Raw genomic sequence first — 21,550 nt, 5'->3', positions numbered from 1 at the left:
GGGAAGTTGCGCAGCGCCGCCGACAGTGCGGTTTCGATCTTGTGCACACTGTCGTGGAATGCCCAGGCCAGCAGCGGCTGATCGCTCGCCGGTGCGCCCTCGTCGTGATAGCGCTTGAGGATGGCGCTGGTCATGTAGATATGGCTCAGCACATCGCCCAGGCGACCGGACAAGGATTCCTTGAACTTCAACTTGCCGCCCAGCATCAGCATCGACACGTCGGCCATCAAGGCCAGGTTGGCCGAATAGCGATCCAGCTTACGGAAGAACCGACGGGTATACGCATCGCCTGGGGCCGCGCCGATGCGCGCACCGGTCATGCCGAACCAGAAGGAGCGTACCGCGTTGGAAATACCGAAGCGGATGTGGCCGAACAGGTTCTGGTCGAATTGCTCCAGACCGCGACGGGTATCGGGATCCTGCGCGGCCTGCATTTCCTTCAACACCCACGGATGGCACAGGATGGCGCCCTGGCCGAAGATCAGCAGGCTACGGGTCATGATGTTGGCGCCTTCCACGGTCACGCCGATCGGCGCGGCCTGCCAGGCACGACCGGCGAAGTTGCGCGGTCCCAGGATGATGCCCTTGCCGCCGATCACGTCCATCATGTCGCTCACCACTTCGCGGCCCATGGTGGTGCAGTGGTACTTGGCAATCGCCGACGGTACCGACGGCACATCGCCGCGATCCACCGCCGCGGCGGTGGCCTGCGCCAGCGCACTGATGGCATACGCCTTGCCGCCGATCCGCGCCAGCGCTTCTTCCACACCCTCGAAGCGACCGACCGACAGGCCGAACTGCTTGCGGATGCGCGCATACGCACCAGTCACCACGGCAGCGGCCTTGCTGCCGCCGCTGGCGGTGGAGGGCAGGGTGATCGAGCGACCGACTGCCAGGCACTCGTTGAGCATGTTCCAGCCCTTGCCGACCATCTCCACGCCGCCGATCAACTGGCTCAGCGGGATGAACACTTCCTCGCCATGGATCGGGCCGTTCTGGAACGGCGAATTCAACGGGAAGTGGCGACGGCCGATTTCCACGCCCGGGGTTTCGCGCGGCAGCAGCGCCAGGGTGATGCCGATGTCCTTCTTGTCGCCGATCAGGCCGTCCGGATCGTAGGCGCGGAACGCCAGGCCGATCAGCGAAGCGACCGGCGCCAGGGTGATGTAGCGCTTGTCGAAGGTCAGCTTGACGCCCAGCACATTGGCGCCGTTCCACTCGCCCTTGCACACGATGCCGTAGTCCGGGATCGAGGTGGCATCCGAGCCGGCGAACGGACCGGTCAGACCGAAACACGGCACTTCCGCACCGATGGCCAGACGCGGCAGGTAATAGTCTTTCTGTTCCGGGGTGCCGTAATGCAGCAGCAGCTCACCCGGCCCAAGCGAATTCGGCACGCCCACGGTGGAGCTCACCACGCTGGAGATCGAGGACAGCTTCTGGATCACCTTGTGGTGCGCCAGCGCGCTAAAGCCCAGGCCACCGTACTGCTTGGGAATGATCATGCCGAAGAACTTGTTCTTCTTGATGAAATCCCACAGCTCCGGCGGCAGATCGGCGTGGACGTGGGTGATTTCCCAGTCGTTGACCATCTTGCACAACTCTTCCACCGGGCCGTCCAGGAACGCCTGCTCTTCGGCAGTCAACTGCGGCTTGGGGTAGTTGAGCAGCTTCTGCCAATCCGGGTCACCGGTGAACAGCTCGCCTTCGAAACCGACCGAACCGGTTTCCAGAGCGATGCGCTCGGTCTGCGACAGCGGCGGCAGTACCTTGCGGAAGAACGCCATCAATGGCGTGGTCAGCAGCGGCTTACGCAGGAACGGCAACAGCACTGGTGCGGACACCAGCACCACCAGCGCAGCGGCCACGATGGTGGCGGTGAGATTGGCGCCCAACAGCCAGCACGCCACCAGCACACAGGCGCTGATCGCAACCCACGTGGCAAGGCGCATCCGGTGATAGGCAGCGATACCCGCCGCCAGGATGACGAGGAGGAACGGTGCAACGATGCTCATGGTCTTGCTCCAGTGAGATGCTCGGTAATGTTGGACGTCGCAATGGTGCCAACCGAGGGCAGTGCGTCCAGATAATGCAACACGGTGGCGGTAAAAGTGGTGTTGTCGTCGCCGGCCAGCATGTGCGTGGCATCTGGCAGATGCACGTGCTGCGCATGCGGGGCGATCGATAGGAATTCGGCAATGTTGGCCGGCGTGACCAAGTCGCTGCGTCCACCGCTGATCAGCAGCATCGGGCAACGCACCTGTGCTGCCGCGTCCAACAACGCATGCTGCTGAAGCTGCGCACCCTGGCCGGCCAACTCATCGACCAAGCGTGGATCCCAGTGCCAGTACCAACGCCCATCGGCACGCTGCCGCAGTAATGCCTGCAGTTGCCCCGCCGTTTTGCGTGGCCGATGCGGCAGATACATGGCGATCGCATCGGCGGCCGCATCCAGTGATGCGAAACCGTCCGGATGCGCGGTCATGAAACGCAGGATGCGCTCTACACCCGTGGTATCCCAGCGTGGCGTGATATCGACCAGCACGATCGCACGGAACAGGCCCGGCCAGCGTGCTTCCGCCAGCAACCCGAACAAGCCGCCCATGGATGCGGCCACCAGGACCGGTGGTTCGGGCTGCTCGCCGGCCAGCACGATCAGATCGTCGGTGAGTTGTATTGCCGAATAGGGCAGATCCACCGCATTGACGCTGGAATCGCCATGCCCGCGCGCGTCGTACGACAGCGTCCGGTAGCCGCTGTCTGCCAACATCGCGGCAGTGCTCTCCCAGGCGTGGCGGGTTTGTCCAAAGCCATGCGCGAACAGCACCGTCGGCGTGTGTTCGGCCCCCCGCATCGACACGGCAAGCACCACATCGCCAGCGTTGACGCTGGACACTGACGCAATGGAGGCGAGGCTAGAGGGTGATGTAACCATACTTAATGGTATGGATGCATGCAGGCGGCTGTCAATACTCAATCGTATGGACGGTTAAGCCATTAAATCATCATGCTCGTATTTCAATTGCGGGATGCATACTGCAGCTGACCCAAGCGTATGGTTAAATCGCGCTATGAACGACACCATCGACTCCAGCCTCACCACGCCCCGCGCCAGCTCCGGTCGCGGCAACCGCCTCAGTGCGGACGATTGGGCACAGGCCGCGCTCGACCTGATCGCCGAACAAGGCGTGGGCGCGGTTGCCGTCGAGCCGCTGGCGCGCCGGCTCGGCGTGACCAAGGGCAGCTTTTATTGGCACTTCCCCTCGCGCGATGCCCTGTTGCAGGCTGCGTTGGAGCGATGGGAAATTTTCGAACAGAAGGAAGTCTTCGGCAGCCTGGAAGACGTGCCAGACCCCAGCGCCCGCCTGCGCGCGCTGTTCCAGTTGGTCGCGCACGAAGTCAAACCGCACGTTATCTACAGCGAGTTGCTCAAGGCCCTGGATCACCCTGCGGTCCGGCCGGTCATCGACCGCGTCTCGCAGCGACGTCTCGATTACCTGATCGCCTCGTTCCGCCAGGCCGGCCTGTCCCGCACCGACGCCCAGCACCGCGCCCGGCTGGCCTACGCCGCTTATGTCGGCTTCCTGCAGCTTTCACTGCAACTGCAACAGCCCAAGCAGGCCCGCGAAGATTTCGAGGCGTATGTCGAGCATGTGATTCAGACGTTGATTCCGGGGTAAGTGGGCCTTGTGAGACAGCACTGAGTAGCTGCTCTTCGCGCTCGCATGAATAAAAAAGGGCGGGCCGTCTTCGGCCCGCCCTTCGAACTCGCAACGACTCCTCCGCTTAGAAGGAGAACGTCACGCCCAGCGTGTAAAAACGACCGATTGCGTCGTAGAAGTTCGGGAAGGTGTTGCCGCTGTTCTCAGCAGTGTTACCGATCGTGTTACCAACGACCGGCGCCTTCTTGTCGGTCAGGTTAGCGACCGACAGGTTCACTTCGGCATTGAAGGGCAGCTTGTAGTTCATGCCGAAATCAAAGTAGCTGTACGACGGGATTTCGCGGTAGCTCTCAAACCATGTGCCGGTTTCAGGCTCCACTTCCATCTTGCTGTTGTAACGCCATGCCAAGGACACCGACAGATCGTTGTAGGACCAGCTGGAGCGCAGGATGGAGCGGTACTTGGAGTTGGGCGTGCAGCTAACGCTGTAGTAACCCAGGCAATCGCGGTTTTCCGACTCAGGAGTGGCCTGCGATTCCAGCGTAGTCACCAGCGTTGCGTCGTAGGCGAAGTTCAGACGGCCCATCGAGCCCGGCAGATCGAAGCCATACTTTAGGCCGAGATCAAAGCCGTCGGTCTTCAGCGTACCCTGGTTGCTCAGGATCAGCGAAATGCCGCGAGACGTGGTGCCGTTGAAGGTGCCTGTCAACGGCGACCGACCAATCAGGGCGCAATTGCTGTTGAAGGTCAGCCCCGGGTTGAACGCGGGGTCATAGCAGCCGGAAACGACGTCATCGACGCTCTGTGAGGAGATGGTTTTTTCCATCTCGATCTTCCAGTAGTCCAGCGTCATGGCGAAGTTGGAGCTGGGGTTCCAGACCAAGCCAATCGTCTGGGTGTCCGCCTGCTCCGGAGTCAGTAGCAAGTTGCCGCCGGTAAGGACATTCACCTGACCAGCGTTAGGTTGCGCAACCAGGCCAGCCGAACCGGCAGGAACGCCGGTCTGTACGCACAGGTTGGACAGTGTGCCCGGCACATTCGCTTGTGCCACGTTGATTGCACCGCCGGCGCACGGATCGGTATCCAGGTTATCCAGGCCGGTGACCTGAGGAGCGAACAGCTCACCAATGCCAGGTGCGCGGTTGGCGCGCTGGAACATGCCGCGGAAACGCAGACTTTCGATCGGCGCCCAGTTAATACCGTACTTGAAGCTACCGTACTCGTCGCTGGTACTGGAGCTGGTCTTGAAATCGGAGTAGCGGTAGCCGGCTTCCAGTGAGAGCGCGTAGACACCCGGTGCGTTATCGATCAGCGGGACGATAAATTCGCCGAACGCTTCGTTGATCGTAAAGCCGCCCTGGCGATCCGGGACCGGCGCACCGGTGCCCATGACTTCACCCTGGATCTGGCTCGGGCCGTCCGAACGTGTGCCAGCCGTTGCACGACGATGTTCGGCGCCGACAGCCACACCGATCGGGTATTCCGACCAAGGACTCTTGAATCCACCCAGATCACCGCTGAAGTTGAGTGCCGCATTGTCCTGCTCAACGTTCTGGATCGAGAAAGCGCTCAAATTAATAAACTTGAGTGCTTCGGGCGAAGCGGAGCCTTCCGGACCCCAGACATTGAGCGGTACGCAGCCATTGCTCGGATCAACGCAAGTGGTGCCATCGAGAGACATCAATGCCTGGCGGGTTTTGGACAGCGAGCCCCAGTTGCGAGATTCGGCGAGCCGCTCAGATTCACCGTGCGACCAGAAAGCGTCGTACTTCCAGTTATCGGTGATCGCGCCACGCAGACCGGCAGTCACCTGGAAGGTCTTGGTATCGAACCGATTGAGACGCGGACCAAGCTCCGTCAAGCGACGGCCAATGGTCAGGCCTTCGATCATGGTCGCATTGCCCGGAACGCAGTTGGCAGCATCGATGCCATACGCTTGGCAGAGCTGCTGGCGAGCCGGCTCAGGAATGAAGGGGTTGCCAATCGGCATGTCGAACGCTTCTTGGAACAAGCCGCTCGGTGCCAGCGATGCCTCCACGCGCGAACGCGTGTAGTTCACTTGACCATAGGCTTCAGCATGCTCGTTGATTTCGTAACGGCCCAGCGCGGTTGCCTGATACCGATCGAGTCCGGTCTGGAAAAGATTGATCGGATTGAAGTTGTACGTTTGGACATTGCTGACGATCTGACCGGTGGTCGGGTCAATCTGACCTCTGCCGTCCAGTGTGCCGTCATCACCTGGGGTTCCCCATACGCCAGGCGGACCCACGATAAGCGAAGGTACCGTGGTGCCCGAGCCCTGTGGGCGGCCGTTACCGGACGAGCGTGACACTTTGCCCCAAGCGCGGTCGCCTTGGAAAACTGGGTCAACCTTGGTGTGGCCAACGCTGAACACGACGTTGCCTTTCCCGTCGGCCGAGTTGGCGCCCATCGTGGCTTCGATGCGCTGACGTGCGCCATCGCCATATTTGGATTGACCGTAAGAGCTCTGAACTTCAACGCCTTCGAAGTCGCGGCGCAGGATGAAGTTGGCGACACCAGAAATGGCGTCAGCGCCGTAAACCACGGACGCGCCACCGGTCAGCAAGTCCACGCTCTGGATAAGCGCTACAGGAATGGTGTTGGTGTCAACGACACCGGACAGATCGTAAGGAACCGGACGACGCCCATCGACCAGCACCAGCGTGCGGTTCGAACCCAGGCCGCGCAGATCGAGTTCTGCTGCACCCGTGGCGCCGTTATTCGTACCAGGACCAACTGTCGGTGAAACACTCGGCAGCTGCTTGACGAATTCTTCCACGGCGACAGGCTGCGTGCGCATGAACTCTTCACGCTCAATGCTCGTGACCGGGCTGCTGGTGGTCAAGCCGGGCGTCGAGATACGGCTACCGGTGACGGTGATCGTGTCTAGTGTGGCTGCTTCATCGGCGGGCTTAGTCTGCGCGGCCGCAGTGGAAGACAGAACAGCGTTGCCGGTGCCTAGCACCAACGCGAACACAACTGCATCTCGCAGTTTGTTGGACTTAAAATTCATTAGCTCTCTCTCCAAGTGATCTTGGGTACTGCCAAGGGTTGTTTGCCTGTCGGGGGTTCCGAAAGAAGCGGATCCAAAACGCCAGGGTGAACCGATGGTATATGCGTTGCGAGAGAAATTAAAGTCCCGTTAATGAAAAAGAAGAAAGCTGTGAAGGTGCTCGCCGGGCGCACGATCTGTAACGAAAAACGCCACCGACCACAGGTCGATGGCATTGAAAGAAGTCTTATAAAATCAGGGTGTTAGAGGTCTTGTTCGTACCTGACATACGGAACAGTCCCGTCGCTGTTGCTCTCGTTGCTCGGTGCAAACGGATTCTTGCCGCGGGAGATGACGTTTTCGGCGCCGACAGTGAGCTGGCCGCTCCAGGGAGTGCGCCAGGTCAGGCCAAGGCCCAGACCTTCCCACTTTTCGGGCTGGCCGGGGACGTCGACAACGCGGCCGATGACGTTCGCACTGAATGCGCCATAGCCGCCGCCAACGCTCAAGGTCTTGCTGTCCCATTGGTCGGCGATAGCGGGCGAGACGTCGGCCAGCGGAACCAGGCGCGCGCGCGCGTAGGTGCCGCCGATCGAGACGAAGCCTTCGCGACCGATGTTCTTCTGCCCGAAGACGGTGAGGTCGTTCTGTTCGACACGCGTCAGCGGGGCCTTGCCGGCGCCGATCAGCCAGGCGGGCAGGGTGTCGCGGCCGGTGCCGGCGGTGACGCCAACGCGGCTACCGCCGCGATTGAAACCCAGCGTGCCGGAGACGCGGCGCGATGCAGCAGCGCTGTCTTCTTCGTCATCGCCGATGCCTGCCAGCAGGCAGTGGCTGGCGAGGCCGCTAATATTGGTGCCGCGGCTGCTGTTGCAGAGCAGACCCAGCGAGTCGCCGGAGGTCAGGCCGAACGCGGCATCCAGCGAATTGCGGCCGAAATGCCAGCGCGCGCCGGCCTTCTGCTCGCCAGTCGGCTCCAGATACAGAAACGCTTCGACCTTGCCGCTGCCCTTGTTCCACACCGGCAGGATCGTGCTCTCACGCAACTGCTGCTGCGTCGACTGCGCGTGCACGCCTGCGGTCGCCGCGAGGGCAACCATCAAAGCTAGCGGGAGGCGCAGAAGGTGTCGCATACCAGAAGTCAGACCCAGGGCCAGTTGTTAAGTTCCCGAAAGCGGGCAGGTGGGATGCTAGGCCGTTTATGATTATTTAACAAGTGGCGGTGCTCCCCGAATGCACCTGCCATCCTATCTATTGCAACCTTTCCGGCGCTTCCTGCGAGGGCCGCGCTGCGCTGAAAAGTACGTCCAGCGCGGTCAAGGGAAAGTGATACTCACGGCCACAGAATTCGCAGCGCACCTCGACTTCGCCAGTCGCCTCGGCGGCCGCGCGCGCCTCTTCCTCGCCCAGCGACTGCAGCATGGAGGCGACCCGCTCGCGCGAACAGGAGCAGCCAAAACGGAGCGGTTTGCTGCCGAGCAGCTGTGGTTCTTCTTCGTGGAACAACCGGTGCAGCAGGTCCGGGCCGGCGACCGAGAGCAGTTCCGGTGCGCCCAGGGTGTCGAACAGGGCGCCGATCCGGGTCCAGCCATCGTGATCGCCTTCGTCGCCGGGGAGCTTCTGCAACAACAGGCCAGCGGCCTGATCCGGGCCAGCGGCCAGCAACAAACGCGTCGGCAACTGTTCGGACTGCTGGAAATAGGTTTCGAACGCTTCAGCCAGGTCCGGTGCCTGCATGCCGACCAGGCTCTGGTAGCGCTGCGGCTCGCGCGGGTCCAGACCGGGGTTTTCGATGGTGATCGCCAGCAACGCGGCGTCGCCCAACTCGCGCAGATCGGTCGGGGCATCGACGCCGTCGGCCAACTGCACGATGCCGCGCAAGGTGCCAGCAGCGGTGCATTCGGCAAACAGGGTGCGCAAGGTGTCATTGCCGCGCAGCTGCACCGACAGACGCCCGTCGACCTTGGTGTGCCCGGTGAACAGGGCAGCGGCCACGGCCGCTTCGCCAAGTAGTTGGCGCGCGGCAGGCGGGTACTCGGCTGCGCCCTGGATGTCGTGCAAGGCCTTGGTCAAGCGCACGTGGACACCGCGCACACCGGCGGCGGGCAGCAGGAAACGGGAAAGCTGATCGTGATCGGTCATGGAAACATCGGGCGTAAGGGACGCGTGTTGCCGGATAATGCGGCAGGCATCGGGATTAAGGGTCGTAGCGAACAATGGGGACGGAGGCATGGGATGGCAAGCAGGCGGCGGCGCCGCGACGCGCACGGCGCTGGTTGCCCTGGCTGATGGCGGCACCGCTGCTGTTCGCAGCGGCGAGCGTGCTGCAGGTGCTGGTCTTGCGAGTGATCGATCCACCGATCAGCAGCATGATGGTGGGGCGTTATCTGGAAGCCTGGGGCGAGGGCGACTGGAGTTTTTCGCTGCACCAGCAATGGCGCGATTACGACAGGATCGCCGCGAGCCTGCCGATTTCGGTAGTGGCGGCAGAAGATCAACAGTTTCCGATGCATCACGGTTTTGATCTGCAAGCGATCGAAAAGGCGCGCGACCACAATGCCCGCGGCGGGCGGGTGCGTGGTGCCAGCACCATCAGCCAGCAGGTCGCCAAGAATGTGTTCCTGTGTCAGGGCCGCAGTTGGGTGCGCAAGGGGCTGGAAGCCTGGTACACGGTGTTGATCGAGCTGTTCTGGCCCAAACAACGCATCCTGGAGATGTATCTCAACGTGGCCGAATTTGGCGACGGCGTGTATGGCGCGCAAGCGGCTGCGCAACAGTTCTGGGGCAAGGATGCGGCAGGCTTGTCGCCGACCGAATCGGCGCGCCTGGCGGCGGTGTTGCCATCGCCGCGGCGTTACGACGCGCGTCGCCCGGGGGCATTCGTGCAGCGGCGTGCCGTGTGGATCCAACGGCAGGCGGGCCAGTTGGGTGGGCCTGCCTATCTGCAGACACCGTAGGATGAGCGCCATCGATAACGCCCAACGGCCCGCGTCCGAGCGCCTGACCGTGGTCATCGCGGCGTTCAACGAAGAAGCCAGCATTCCCCGGCTGCATCCGCGCCTGTGCGCAGTATTGGCGCAGTTGCAGGGGTTGCAGACGCATGTGCTGTATGTCGACGACGGCAGCACCGATGGCACCTGGGACGTCTTGCACGCACTCACCGACGCCGATGCCCAGGTAAGTGCAGTGCGGCTGTCGCGCAACTTTGGCAAGGACGTGGCGATTTCTGCCGGGCTGGATCACGTGCTGCCGGGTGCGGTGGTGTTGCTGGATGCCGATGGCCAGGACCCGCCGGAATTGATTCCGGAATTCGTTGCGCTGTGGCGTGGCGGCTACGACAACATCTTCGGCACGCGTGTCTTTCGCGAAGGCGAGAGTTGGCTCAAGCGTAGCGCCGCGCATGCGTTCTATCGCGTGATCCGGCGCTTGTCGCGCACCCCGATTCCTGCCGATACCGGCGATTTCCGCCTGCTGTCGCCGCGTGTGGTGCAGGCCTTGCAACAGCTGCGCGAGCGCCACCGCTTCATGAAGGGGCTGTTCGGCTGGGTCGGATTTCGTCAGGTGGCGCTGCCGTATCGGCGCGCGCCGCGTCTGTGCGGGCGCAGCAAGTTCACGGTATGGCGGCTGTGGAATTTCGCACTCGACGGCATCACCAGTTTTTCGACGGTACCGCTGCGGGCGGCCACCTATCTGGGCCTGCTGACGGCGTTGCTGGCGTTTCTGTTCGGCGGCTGGGTCGTCGTCAAGGCCGCGCTGATCGGCGACCCCGTGGCGGGTTGGCCGACCATGATGTCGGTGATCCTGTTTCTCGGCGGCATCCAACTGATTGCCTTAGGGCTGATTGGCGAATACCTGGGCCGGTTGTACGACGAGGCCAAGCAGCGCCCGCTGTATCTGGTCGATACCCACCGCGGCGCGGTGGGAGTAGGCTGCGATCACCAGACCAAGCGCGGAGCGGGTCATGCAGACCGTACGACAGCTGTTGGGGACCAAACAGGTTGAGGTGTTCGCGGTTGCGGCCGATGCCGCAGTGATCGAGGCGATTCGTGTGATGGCCGAGAAGGCCATCGGCGCGGTGTTGGTGATGGATGGCCCGCGCCTGATCGGCATCGTCTCCGAGCGCGACTATGCACGCAAGGTGGTGCTTTACGATCGCTCGTCGTCGACCACCAGCGTCGCCGAAATCATGAGTACCGAGGTGGTGACGGTGTCGCCATCGGACACCGTAGAGCGTTGCATGCAACTGATGACCGACGGCCGCTTCCGGCATTTGCCGGTGGTCGACAACGGCCGCGTGCAGGGCGTGATTTCGATCGGTGATCTGGTCAAGGCGGTGATCGAAGCGCAGCAGCAGGACATCGACCAACTGCAGCGTTACATCGCCAGTTGAGATCGTGGCGCTGCGTTAGTGCGCGTACTTGCCACCGCAATCGCTGTCCTTGCCCGGGCCCGGTTCAAAGGTCGCGAGCAAGGCAGCCGGCGGGGCGATCATGCCCAGGCCGACCGCAAGCGCGCCGCGCAGACCCAATGCCTTGAAGTCGGGATGGAAGCTCGGGTCCTTGAAGGTGCCGCCGATCCGCAATGGCGAGCGCAGGCTCAGGATGCTGTGGTCTTTCGGGCGTGGGCGCAGCAACAGATCCAGCGTTTCGTCTTTCAAGCTGATGCTGCCTTCGCCAATGATGATGGTGTCGGTGCTGTCGAAGGCCATCGCGCGCGATTGCATCAGCCCGTTCTGCACGCCGAAGTCGCCGAAGACGCAGCGCACCGGAATCTGCCGGTCCTTGATGATCAGGTATTTCAGCGACTCGGCGATGTCCAGGCCGGCCAGTTCCATGATCAGGTTGCCGACATGGCCACGGCCCATCCCCACGGCGATACTTCCATCGGCGCTGCCGAGCATCGCGGCGATCGAGTTGCCGCGGCCGCGCAGATCCAGCTCGCCGCCGATCGCACCCGAGGCCTGTTTGGCGAGCTTGGCATCGGGAAATAGTCGATCCAGGCGAATGCCGCGAATGCCGGCCTTCAGGTGCGTGGAAATGACAGGGTTGCGCGCATCCATGTGAATGGTGGAGCGGATATCGCCGCCGGCGACGCCGAAGTTCAATGGATCCAGCTGCAGCACGCCGTCCCTCAACGTCAGCGCGGCATCCATGTCGTCCAATGGCCAGGACGGCGCATTGATGCGCTGCGCGCGCCAATGCACCTGGGCATCCATTGCGCGCAATTTGGACAGATCGTACGGCGTGGTCGGCAGAACGCGCGCGCTGGCGGCAAGCCGCGCGGCCTGTTTCTTCTGCTCCGCGTTGGCCGATTCGTTAGTGCCGGTCTTGGGCGGTGCACCGACGAAACCGGCCAGGTCGTCGAAATCCAGCCGTTTGGAAGCCAGGTCCGCGCGCAGGAATGGACGCTTGTTACGCAGGTCGATTGCTGCAGTACCGGAAAGATCGCTGTCGCCGGCGGTGCCGGTGAACGTTTCGTAGCGCCAGACATCGCCATCGCGCCGCAGGCGGCCATCGAGCTTGTAGGGCGGCGTGGACGGCATCGCGACGCCAATCAGCGGGTACAGGTCTTCCATGTCCTGGCCGCTGAGCGCCATCTGCAGGTCGAATACACGGAACTGGAACGGATTGGTCAACGTACCGCGCACATGCGTCCGCGTGGTGCCGGCACTGCCGTGGAGATCGATACGGAAAGGATGCTCGCTTTGGCTCAATTCCAGCGGCGATGCGGTATTGCCCTTGAGCGTGAACGGGTAGCCCTTCCAGCGTCCCTTGCCGTCGATGCCGATCGGGGCGGCGCGCTGGTCTTTGCTGGGCGGTGCCAGGCTGTTGATGGCGACATCCACAGACGAGCGGTTGGCATCGTCGATATAGTGCAGGCGCCCGTTGTTTACCAATAGGCGGCCCAGGCGCGGCATGCTGCTGTCGTCATCGGTCTGGTCGAAGACCCAGTTACCCGGGTGGCTGTCGTTGCCTGCTTCCAGCAACAGCGTGGGGTGCTCCAGCCGGATTTCCGGCAACCGCAGCGTGCCGCGCAGCAGTGGCCAGAATTCGACATCGATCTCGGCCGCGTCCAGCTCGGCCATCGCGCCACGCTTGGACCACGACGCATTGCCCAGACGCACTCGCTCGCCGCGCACGGTGGTGATGCGGCCGAGATCGACATCCAGATGACCGAGATGAAATTCGCGCCCGGTCTTCGCACTGACCGCGCGTTCTACCGGCCCACGTAACCAGTTCCAGTCGAACAGCAGCACGAGGATCGCCAAAAGGACAGCAACGATGCCGAGTGCGATCCACCCGCGTCGACGGCGCGAGACGCGGGAGGGCGAAGAAGCCGAAGAAGCCGGGGAGGGGGGCACGTTGTTCACGTGCGCAATGGTTGGTGATGCCTCGTGCACGGCGCGCGAACGCGCCGAAGGTCACGGTTCACATCACCTGCGCAATCACGGCAACGAAGTGACAAGCGCTGCCGGCGAGTACGAACAGGTGCCAGATCGCGTGGAAGTAACGTTGGTTGTCGCGTTGATAGAAATACGTGCCTAGCGTGTAAAAGAGACCGCCGGCCAGCAGCCAGCACAGCGACCAGGTATCGACGGAGCGCAGTAACGGCTGGATCGCCACGATGATCAGCCAGCCCATCGCCAGATACAGCACGGTCGACAGCAATCGAAAGCGGCCGGTAAAAAACAGCTTGAAGATCACCCCGGCGGCGGCGATCGTCCAGACGGCGGCGAACAATCCCCAGCCCCAGGGGCCGCGCAGATTGATCAGCGTAAATGGCGTGTAGGTGCCGGCGATCAACAGATAGATCGCGCAATGATCGAGCACCTGCAGGCGCGCTTTGGCGCCCGCGTGCGGGATGGCGTGGAATAGCGTGGAGGCGACGTAGAGCAACACCAGCGTGGCACTGAACACGATGGCGGTGGCCAATTGCCAGCCATCGCCGTAGATGGCGGCCAGCGTAATCAGCACCGAACCACCGGCCAGGGCGGCAATGGCGCCCAGGCCGTGGGTCACGGCGCTGGCGATTTCGTCGCGCAGGTCGGTCGAGGGGGAGGCGTCTGCGTTCATGCCAAAAATGTACCGTAATTGCGAGCAATTCGCATCGCCAGCACTGCCGCACGCTTGCTCCAGGTCACGCGCAAGTCAATCGATTGCCTTGGCATGCGCGTGTTCGCGGGTGGCCGAGAAGCGCACGTCCGGCGCGCGTTCCTGGGCCAGCTGCAGGTTGACGCGGGTCGGTGCCAGATAGACCAGCTGGCCGGCCGCGTCGATGCCCAGGTTGCCGGCATTTTTCTCGCGAAACTCTTCCAGCTTCCTGGCGTTGTCGCAGTGGACCCAGCGCGCCGTGGTGACGCTGACCGGTTCGAAGATCGCGTCCACGCCGTATTCGTCCTTGAGCCGGTACGCGACCACGTCGAACTGCAGCACGCCGACCGCGCCGAGGATCAGATCGTTGCTCATCAAGGGGCGGAAGAACTGCGTGGCGCCTTCTTCCGACAGCTGTGCCAGGCCCTTCTGCAATTGCTTGAGCTTGAGCGGATCGCGCAGGCGCGCGCGGCGGAACAGCTCCGGCGCAAAGTTGGGAATGCCGGTGAACGACAGCGATTCGCCTTCGGTGAAGGTGTCGCCGATGGAAATGGTGCCGTGGTTGTGGATGCCGATCACATCGCCCGGCCACGCTTCGGCGGCAATCTCGCGATCGGAGGCCATGAAGGTCAGTGCGTTGGCAAGTTTGACGTCCTTACCGCTGCGCACATGCAGCGTCTTCATGCCGGCAGTGAACTTGCCTGAGCACACGCGCATAAACGCCACGCGGTCGCGATGCTGTGGGTCCATGTTGGCCTGGATCTTGAACACGAAGCCGCTCAGTTTGGCTTCGGTCGGCTCTACGCGACGGCCGGTGGTCTCGCGCGTCTGCGGCGGCGGAGCGTGTTCGATGAAGAAGTCCAGCAGCGGCTGTACGCCGAAATTGTTGACCCCCGAACCGAAAAACACCGGGGTCTGTTGGCCGGCGCGATAGGCCTGCAGATCGAACGGGTTGCTGGCCCCTTGCACCAGCTCCAGTTCGTCGCGCAGCTCGGTCAGCATCTGCTCGCCAATCTTTTCGACCAGGCCAGGCGAATCCAGCGACGGGAAGATGGTCGAATCCTGGCGGGTGAAATTGCGCCCCTGTTCGTACAGATGCACTTCGCCGGAGATCAGGTGCACCACGCCCTTGAGGCGCTGGCCCATGCCGATCGGCCAGGTGACCGGCGCGCACTGGATGCCGAGCACGGTTTCCACCTCATCCAGCAGATCGATGGGGTTCTTGCCTTCGCGGTCGAGCTTGTTGATGAAGGTCATGATGGGGGTATCGCGCAGCCGGCAGACTTCCATCAGTTTGATGGTGCGCTCTTCCACGCCCTTGGCCACGTCGATGACCATCAGCGCCGAGTCCACCGCGGTGAGCACGCGGTAGGTGTCCTCGCCGAAGTCGGCGTGACCGGGCGTGTCGAGCAGGTTGACGATCTTGCCCTCGTACGGGAACTGCATGACCGAGGAGGTCACCGAGATGCCGCGTTCCTTTTCCAGCGCCATCCAGTCCGAAGTGGCATGGCGTGCGGCCTTGCGGCCCTTCACGGACCCGGCCATCTGGATCGCGCCGCCGAACAGCAACAGCTTTTCGGTCAGCGTGGTCTTGCCGGCGTCGGGGTGGGAAATGATGGCGAAGGTGCGGCGGCGCGCGGCTTCGTTGGTGACATCGGACATAGGCTGAGCGCGCCCGTTCGGACGCCTGCGGAAACGGAGGTAGCCGGTGATTATAGCGGCTTCGCCGAGGCACGCTTTTACTGCAATGGGTGGCCCCTGCGATTTGGGCGGTGGACGCTGGCCGGGGCAGCGACCGTCAGGGGGCTGGCGAGGGGAACTGCAACTCGCCCTGCGGGCCGAGCATGCGAAACGGCAGCGAGAGCAACTGCATGTCGGCATTGCGCTGGATTGAGAAATGCAGGTGCGGCGCAGTGCTGAAGCCGGTGTTGCCGGAGGTGCCCAGCCGTTCGCCGGTGCGCACCGCCTGGCCAAGGCGCACGGCCACGCCGTCGTGTGCCAGGTGGGCGTAAAGCGCCATGCTGCCGTCGGCATGCAGCACGCGCACCAGGTTGCCGCCGCCAGCTGCGGGGTCGTGCGGGCTGTTGTCGACGACATCATGCTGCACCTGCATGACCACGCCGTCGCGCGCTGCAAGTACCGGCGTGCCCTGCGGCATGGCGAAGTCCACCGCGAACCAATTGGGCGGATCGGCGTGGCTGAAGTGCCCGCCGAAGCCCTGCGCGACCTGCACCGGCACGCTGCGGAATGGCAATTGGTAGCGGACGGACTGCGGGGTGGCCCGCGGGTCGCCCGGCACCACGTCTAGCGTGAGCCCGAAACCGCCCAGGGTGCGCTGATTGCTGGCCGCATACAGCCGGGTCAGCAGGCGGCGCTCGTGTGCAGACAGCTCAAACGTCAGCGGCAACTGCGGCACGGCGCGGTAATCCTCGCTGGGCGGTGCGCTCAGACGCAGTTGCGCAGGCCCGGCCAGCGGATTGCTGACCCAGACCAGATAGACCGGTGGCTGCCATTCCAGCCGCAGTGCAGTGTCGTTGCCTGTGGCTGCCGGCACCGGTTGCGCGTCAGGTGTCTGGGGCGAGGGCGTTGTGGCAGGACGGGGCCAATGCCAATGCTGCTGTGCGTGTGCCGGAGACGCGCAGGCCAGCGACAGAACGAGCGTCGTGATCAGGGCGGGTAGGACAGTGCGCGGCACGGGCACGGCATCGACGTGAGCAAGGGGCGCAAGTATGCGGCCCACCACGGGTCAGAGTGGACAGGTCGGAGTGGTATCGAATGAAAGTATATCTTTCCATCCGCATGAAGAGATTGACTTCGCAAAAATCCGGTGGCATCTTAGCCTCACCATCGAGACCGGCGGAGGGACAGGCCCTTTGATGCCGGGGCAGCCAGCGGAACGCGCGAGCGTCCGCGTTTGGTGCCAAATCCTGCGGGGACTTCAGCGTCCGCCGAAAGATGGTTCGAATCGTGCCTTCCGCACGTCGAACGCGAGCTCCGCGAAGCTCGATGGCCGATCCACCCCGGATATCGCCATGAGCCTCGTGACTACAGCATCGCCAACGACACTTGATGACCTAGACCTTCCTGCCGCCGACTTCGACGGCGTGATCGCGTTGCGCGGCGACATCGCCGTGTCGTTGCCGATGCGCCATGCCGGCATGCGCGAGTTGCGACTGCGCTATGAACTGATCGGCGCGGCCAATGCGCCGGTGGTGTTGGTGGCAGGCGGCATCTCCGCGCATCGCCATCTGGCCGCCAGTGCGGTGTTTCCCGAGAAGGGCTGGGTGGATGGGCTGGTCGGCAGCGGCCGCGCGCTGGATCCTGCTGCGCGGCGTCTGTTGGCATTCGATTTTCTCGGCGCCGATGGCGACCTGGATGCGCCGATCGATACCGCCGACCAGGCCGATGTGATTGCCGCCTTGCTGGACGCGCTGGGCATCGGACGTTTGCATGGTTTTGTCGGCTACTCCTACGGTGCCCTGGTAGGCTTGCAGTTCGCCATCCGCCATGCGGCCCGTGTGGGCACCTTGGTTGCGGTGAGTGGCGCGCACCGCGCGCACCCGTATGCCGCGGCCTGGCGTGCTTTGCAGCGCCGCGCAGTGGCGCTGGGCCAACTGCAGTGCGCGGAACATCACGGCCTGGCGCTGGCACGACAGTTCGCCATGCTCAGCTACCGCACGCCGGAAGAATTCAGCGAGCGCTTCGATGCGCCGCCGGAAGTGATCAATGGCCGCGTGCGCGTGGCCGCCGAAGACTATCTGGACGCCGCCGGTGCGCAATACGTGGCGCGCACGCCGGTCACCGCGTACTTGCGCCTGTCCGAATCTATCGACCTGCATCGCATCGACCCGGCGCAGGTGCGCGTGCCCACCGTCGTGGTGGCGGTGGAAGGCGACCGCCTGGTGCCGCTGGCCGACATGGTCAGCCTGGTCGAAGGCTTGGGACCGCGCGGCAGCCTGCGTGTCTTGCGTTCGCCGTACGGCCACGACGCCTTCCTGAAAGAAATCGATCGCATCGACGCGATCCTGACGACTGCCCTTCGCATCACCGGAGAAACCGTATGAGCTTTCGTGACCCCACCGACGCCCCCTGTACTGCTGCCACTGCCGCCGTGCGTGCCGGTATCGACCGCGATACCGCCTATGGAGCGGTGACCCCGCCGATCGTGCTGTCTTCGAATTTTTCGTTCGATGGGTTCGGCAACAAGCGTCAGTACGACTACACCCGCAGCGGCAATCCCACCCGCGATCTGCTTGGCGAAGCGTTGGCCGAACTGGAAGGCGGCGCAGGCGGCGTCATCACCTCCACCGGCATGGGCGCGATCAACCTGGTGCTCAATGCCGTGCTGCAGCCAGGCGATACGCTGGTGGTGCCGCACGATGCCTACGGCGGCAGCTGGCGGCTGTTCAATGCATTGGCCAAGAAAGGGCATTTCGCGCTGATTACCGCCGACCTCACCGACCCGCGCTCGCTGGCCGATGCATTGGCGCAGTCGCCCAAGCTGGTGCTGATCGAAACCCCGTCCAACCCGCTACTGCGCATCACCGACCTGCGCTTCGTCATCGAAGCGGCGAAGAAGGTGGGCGCGTTGACCGTGGTCGACAACACCTTCCTGTCGCCGGCGCTGCAGAAGCCGCTGGACTTCGGCGCCGACCTGGTGCTGCATTCCACCACCAAGTACATCAACGGTCATAGCGATGTGGTGGGCGGCGCCGTGGTGGCGCGCGATGCTGAGCTGCACCAGCAGTTGGTGTGGTGGGCCAACGCGCTGGGTCTGACCGGCTCGCCGTTCGATGCCTTCCTCACCTTGCGCGGTCTGCGCACGCTTGACGCGCGTCTGCGCGTGCATCAGGAAAACGCCGATGCGATCGCTGCGCTGCTGGATGGGCATGCGGCGGTGAACCAGGTGTATTTCCCCGGTCTGGCGGCGCATCCGGGCCATGCCCTGGCGGCGCGCCAGCAGAAGGGTTTGGGCGCGATGATGAGTTTCGAGTTGGACGGTGGCGAAGCGGCCGTGTGCGCGTTCGTCGATGGCCTGCGCTACTTCACCCTGGCCGAGTCGCTGGGTGGCGTGGAAAGCCTGATCGCCCACCCGGCCTCGATGACGCATGCGGCGATGACCGCCGAAGCGCGTGCGGCGGCCGGCATTTCCGATGGGTTGCTGCGGTTGTCGATCGGGATCGAATCTGCCGAAGATCTGCTGATCGATCTGCGCGCCGGTCTGGCCCGCGCAGAAGCGACCTTGACCGCCGCCAACCGCAAACAGGTCGACGCGTGAGCACTGTGCTGCCTGTGTCGCGCCGTGCTCCGGTCGCTGCGGTGACGCCGACGCCGCGGCTGGCCTTGCTGGGCACCGGCACCGTGGGACGCGCTTTCGTGACGCGCTACACCGCGCTGCAGCAGCGCCAACTGCGCTTGCCGCGCTTCGATTGGCTGGCCAATTCGCGCATCGCGCAGGACTGTGGCGTGAGCGCAGAGCAGGCATTGCTGCAGGCCAATGCCGCGCCGCGCGGGCAAGCGGTCTTGCAACCGTGGGCAGAAACCGCTGCACTGCGTACCGGCGATGTCGTGGTAGACGCCACCGCCAGCGACGTCGTCGCCGATTGGCATGTCGAATGGTTGCTGCGCGGTGTGCATGTCGTCACCGCCAACAAGCTGGCCCAGGGCAGCGCGTTGTCGCGTGCGCAGGCCCTGCTCGCAGCGCGCCATGCCAGCGGCGCGCATTATGGCGACAGCGCCACCGTGGGCGCGGGATTGCCGGTGTTGAGCAGCGTGCGCGCATTGGTGGCCGGCGGCGACCACATCCATTCGATCGAAGGCGTGTTGTCGGGATCGCTGGCATGGTTGTTTCATCGTTACGACGGCAATGGCGCGTTTTCCGATTGCGTGCGCGAAGCGATGGCAGCCGGCTACACCGAGCCGGATCCGCGCATCGATCTGTCCGGCGAGGATGTGCGGCGCAAGTTGCTGATCCTGGCGCGCGCTGCGGGCTGGCAGCTGGAGGCCGAGCAGGTGCACGTGGAATCGCTGGTGCCGGCCGCCATCGTCACGCTGCCGTTTGTCGAGTTGGAAAGCCACCTGGATGCACTGGATGCAGTCGTGGGTGCGCGCTGGCAACAGGCGCGTACGGCTGGGCGTTGCCTGCGGTTCGTGGGTCGTGTGGATGCGTATGGTGCAAGCGTGGGCTTGCGCGAGTTGGCCTTGGATCATCCGTTGGCCGGCGGTGCCGGTACCGACAATCGGGTGGCGATCAGCAGCGACCGATATCGCGCACAGCCGTTGTTGATCCAGGGGCCGGGCGCCGGTGCCGAAGTGACTGCGGCGGCGCTGCTGGATGATGTGATGCGGATCGTGGCCGGGTAATGCGCTGAAAGATCAGCGGCTGCGCCGTTCAGGCAGTCGCGCTCGTCGCTTGGACAGGCGATTGGTGGCCGAACTCATGTTGCGCACTAGCACTGGGTGAAAGTGCCTTGCCACCGACACTTAGGGGCAGTGGGTGATTTGTCAATGCTGCGTCTGGCGATCTACTTTATGTTGAGCGGTTATCTTGATCGCCGCAGAACGCTTGCTCGTCCGATCTGCGTGCTGTTGCTCGGCGCGTCATCTGACGGCAGCCAAGCACCGCAATGTCGAGCCGCACCCTTTTGTGCAGGATGCGGCTGACCAACACACCATGACGCTTCAACACTGCATGACGTGCTACTGCTGCGCAATCGCCTTCAACAAGGCCGCATTGAAACGCTTGGGGTCCTGCACCTGCGGCGAATGCCCGAGGTCGGCGAATTCGACCAGCGTTGCGTCCGGAATTGCCGCAGCCGCGCGCTTGCCAAGCGTGGGATAGTCGCCGACGCGTGCCTTGACCTCCGGAGGGGCTGTGTCTTTGCCGATCGCGGTGCGGTCCTTGAGGCCGATAAACAGGGTGGTTGGTACCGTGAGCTTGGGCAGTTCGTACACCACCGGTTGGTTGAACACCATGTCGTAGGTCAGCGCCTGATTCCAGGCCACCGCCTGCTTGCCGGGGCCCAGCGACATGCCGGCCTGCATGCGCGCCCAGCGTTCGAAGTCGGGCGTCCATTGACCGGCGTAGTACACGTCCATCTGATACTTCTTGATCCGCTCGAAACTGATCTTCAGCTCGTTGTCGTACCACGCATCCACGCTGCGCCAGGGGATGCCTTCGGCCTTCCAGTCTTCCAGTCCGATCGGGTCCACCAATGCGAGGTGTTCGGTGGCCTGTGGATACATCAATGCATAGCGGATCGCGAGCATGCCGCCCATCGAATGGCCGACCACGACCGCGCGTTCGACACCTAAATTTTTGAGCAGCGCATGCGTGTTGTCGGCTAGCTGGGCGAACGAAAATTGATAGGCCGCGGGCTTGCTGGATTTGCAAAAGCCCACCTGATCCGGCGCGATCACGCGATAGCCGGCCTTGCTCAAGGCCGCGATGCCGGATTCCCAGGTGGCGGCGCAAAAATTCTTGCCATGTAGCAGCACTGCGGTGCGCCCGTTGGGCTTGCCGGTGGGCGCGACATCCAGATAGGCCATTTCCAGCGGCTGCTGTTGCGAGGTGAAGGCGTAGGTCTTCACCGGATAGGGGTAATCGAAGCCTTCCAGGCGCGGGCCATAGCGGGTGTCCTGCGCCATCAATGGCCCACAGGCAAGGGCGAGAGTGCAGACAAGCTGTCGCATCGCGATCTCCGTCGGAATCGGGCATCAGACGGTACACGGGGGAATGTCGTGGGGACGTACAGTGTTGGCGCGCTCGGTGGAGATGCATGGCG

The 21,550-nt window shown here is 63.4% G+C and carries 17 protein-coding genes and 1 riboswitch; of the genes, 7 read left to right on the top strand and 10 right to left on the bottom strand.

The annotated features are described in order from the left end of the window. Positions 1 to 2,015: acyl-CoA dehydrogenase (locus XBLMG947_RS06155; protein WP_065466945.1), on the bottom strand; the 2,015-nt coding region annotated here is incomplete at its 3' end. Beyond that, positions 2,012 to 2,935, bottom strand: a complete 924-nt coding sequence (locus XBLMG947_RS06150; RefSeq protein ID WP_065466943.1) for an alpha/beta fold hydrolase — start codon at positions 2,933 to 2,935, stop codon at positions 2,012 to 2,014. The genes XBLMG947_RS06150 and XBLMG947_RS06155, both read right to left, overlap by 4 nt. Before the next feature lie 136 nt (positions 2,936 to 3,071). On the opposite strand from XBLMG947_RS06150, the gene XBLMG947_RS06145 reads away from it, so the two are divergent. Next, positions 3,072 to 3,680 carry a TetR/AcrR family transcriptional regulator gene (locus XBLMG947_RS06145; RefSeq protein ID WP_065466941.1) on the top strand — a complete coding sequence of 203 codons (609 nt, stop codon included), beginning with the start codon at positions 3,072 to 3,074 and terminating at the stop codon, positions 3,678 to 3,680. A 106-nt stretch (positions 3,681 to 3,786) separates the two neighbouring features. On the opposite strand, the gene XBLMG947_RS06140 is transcribed toward XBLMG947_RS06145, so the two are convergent. From XBLMG947_RS06140 to hslO, 3 genes are all read right to left on the bottom strand, one after another. Further along, complete coding sequence (locus tag XBLMG947_RS06140) at positions 3,787 to 6,696, bottom strand: TonB-dependent receptor domain-containing protein (RefSeq protein WP_065466939.1); 2,910 nt, start codon at positions 6,694 to 6,696, stop codon at positions 3,787 to 3,789. Positions 6,697 to 6,938: 242 nt separating this feature from the next. Beyond that, positions 6,939 to 7,775 carry an XOO1806 family protein gene (locus tag XBLMG947_RS06135; RefSeq protein ID WP_065466938.1) on the bottom strand — a complete coding sequence of 279 codons (837 nt, stop codon included), beginning with the start codon at positions 7,773 to 7,775 and terminating at the stop codon, positions 6,939 to 6,941. Positions 7,776 to 7,926: 151 nt separating this feature from the next. Then, on the bottom strand, positions 7,927 to 8,817 hold the full coding sequence (gene hslO, locus XBLMG947_RS06130) for an Hsp33 family molecular chaperone HslO (protein ID WP_065466937.1): 891 nt from the start codon (positions 8,815 to 8,817) through the stop codon (positions 7,927 to 7,929). Positions 8,818 to 8,891: 74 nt separating this feature from the next. On the opposite strand from hslO, the gene mtgA reads away from it, so the two are divergent. The 3 genes from mtgA to XBLMG947_RS06115 are packed head-to-tail and all read left to right on the top strand — an operon-like array spanning position 8,892 to position 11,065. Next, positions 8,892 to 9,632, top strand: a complete 741-nt coding sequence (gene mtgA, locus XBLMG947_RS06125) for a monofunctional biosynthetic peptidoglycan transglycosylase (RefSeq protein WP_065466936.1) — start codon at positions 8,892 to 8,894, stop codon at positions 9,630 to 9,632. Between the two features lies 1 nt (position 9,633). Then, positions 9,634 to 10,677: a glycosyltransferase family 2 protein gene (locus XBLMG947_RS06120; RefSeq protein WP_065466935.1), complete on the top strand. Its 1,044-nt coding sequence runs from the start codon at positions 9,634 to 9,636 to the stop codon at positions 10,675 to 10,677. Further along, positions 10,637 to 11,065 (top strand): CBS domain-containing protein, encoded by a 429-nt coding sequence (locus tag XBLMG947_RS06115; RefSeq protein WP_065466933.1) that lies wholly within the window; start codon positions 10,637 to 10,639, stop codon positions 11,063 to 11,065. Before XBLMG947_RS06120 ends, XBLMG947_RS06115 begins: the two co-directional genes overlap by 41 nt. Positions 11,066 to 11,080: 15 nt before the next feature. Here the strand turns inward: XBLMG947_RS06115 and XBLMG947_RS06110 are convergent, their stop codons facing one another. The 4 genes from XBLMG947_RS06110 to XBLMG947_RS06095 form a co-directional block, all read right to left on the bottom strand. Beyond that, the gene (locus XBLMG947_RS06110) at positions 11,081 to 13,045 is read right to left on the bottom strand and encodes an AsmA family protein (RefSeq protein WP_083992901.1); all 1,965 of its coding nucleotides are present in this window, start codon (positions 13,043 to 13,045) and stop codon (positions 11,081 to 11,083) included. Between the two features lie 58 nt (positions 13,046 to 13,103). Continuing rightward, positions 13,104 to 13,748, bottom strand: coding sequence for a PAQR family membrane homeostasis protein TrhA (trhA, locus tag XBLMG947_RS06105; RefSeq protein ID WP_065466929.1), 645 nt, complete (start codon positions 13,746 to 13,748; stop codon positions 13,104 to 13,106). A 75-nt stretch (positions 13,749 to 13,823) separates the two neighbouring features. Further along, the gene (locus XBLMG947_RS06100; protein ID WP_065466927.1) at positions 13,824 to 15,428 is read right to left on the bottom strand and encodes a peptide chain release factor 3; all 1,605 of its coding nucleotides are present in this window, start codon (positions 15,426 to 15,428) and stop codon (positions 13,824 to 13,826) included. A 136-nt stretch (positions 15,429 to 15,564) separates the two neighbouring features. Next, complete coding sequence (locus tag XBLMG947_RS06095) at positions 15,565 to 16,461, bottom strand: M23 family metallopeptidase (protein ID WP_425479252.1); 897 nt, start codon at positions 16,459 to 16,461, stop codon at positions 15,565 to 15,567. Between the two features lie 146 nt (positions 16,462 to 16,607). Next, a riboswitch (SAM riboswitch) is annotated at positions 16,608 to 16,728 on the top strand. A 70-nt stretch (positions 16,729 to 16,798) separates the two neighbouring features. Here XBLMG947_RS06095 and metX point away from each other — a divergent pair. Genes metX through XBLMG947_RS06080 form a run of 3 tightly spaced genes read left to right on the top strand, consistent with a single transcriptional unit; the run spans position 16,799 to position 20,129 of the window. Next, on the top strand, positions 16,799 to 17,830 hold the full coding sequence (gene metX, locus XBLMG947_RS06090; protein WP_065466923.1) for a homoserine O-succinyltransferase MetX: 1,032 nt from the start codon (positions 16,799 to 16,801) through the stop codon (positions 17,828 to 17,830). Beyond that, a complete protein-coding gene (locus XBLMG947_RS06085) occupies positions 17,827 to 19,044 on the top strand; it encodes an O-succinylhomoserine (thiol)-lyase (protein ID WP_065466922.1) in 1,218 nt (405 codons plus the stop codon). The genes metX and XBLMG947_RS06085 overlap by 4 nt, the downstream gene beginning before the upstream one ends. After that, positions 19,041 to 20,129 (top strand): homoserine dehydrogenase family protein, encoded by a 1,089-nt coding sequence (locus XBLMG947_RS06080; RefSeq protein WP_065466921.1) that lies wholly within the window; start codon positions 19,041 to 19,043, stop codon positions 20,127 to 20,129. The genes XBLMG947_RS06085 and XBLMG947_RS06080 overlap by 4 nt, the downstream gene beginning before the upstream one ends. A gap of 336 nt (positions 20,130 to 20,465) precedes the next feature. On the opposite strand, the gene XBLMG947_RS06075 is transcribed toward XBLMG947_RS06080, so the two are convergent. Next, a complete protein-coding gene (locus XBLMG947_RS06075; protein ID WP_065466913.1) occupies positions 20,466 to 21,458 on the bottom strand; it encodes an alpha/beta fold hydrolase in 993 nt (330 codons plus the stop codon). Positions 21,459 to 21,550: the final 92 nt, after the last annotated feature.

Origin of the sequence: Xanthomonas bromi, from assembly GCF_900092025.1 — a bacterium.
In the GTDB taxonomy this organism is placed as follows: Bacteria; Pseudomonadota; Gammaproteobacteria; order Xanthomonadales; family Xanthomonadaceae; genus Xanthomonas; species Xanthomonas bromi.
The sequence above is the reverse complement of the archived record's forward strand: the minus strand, read 5'-3'. Positions and strand labels throughout refer to the sequence as shown.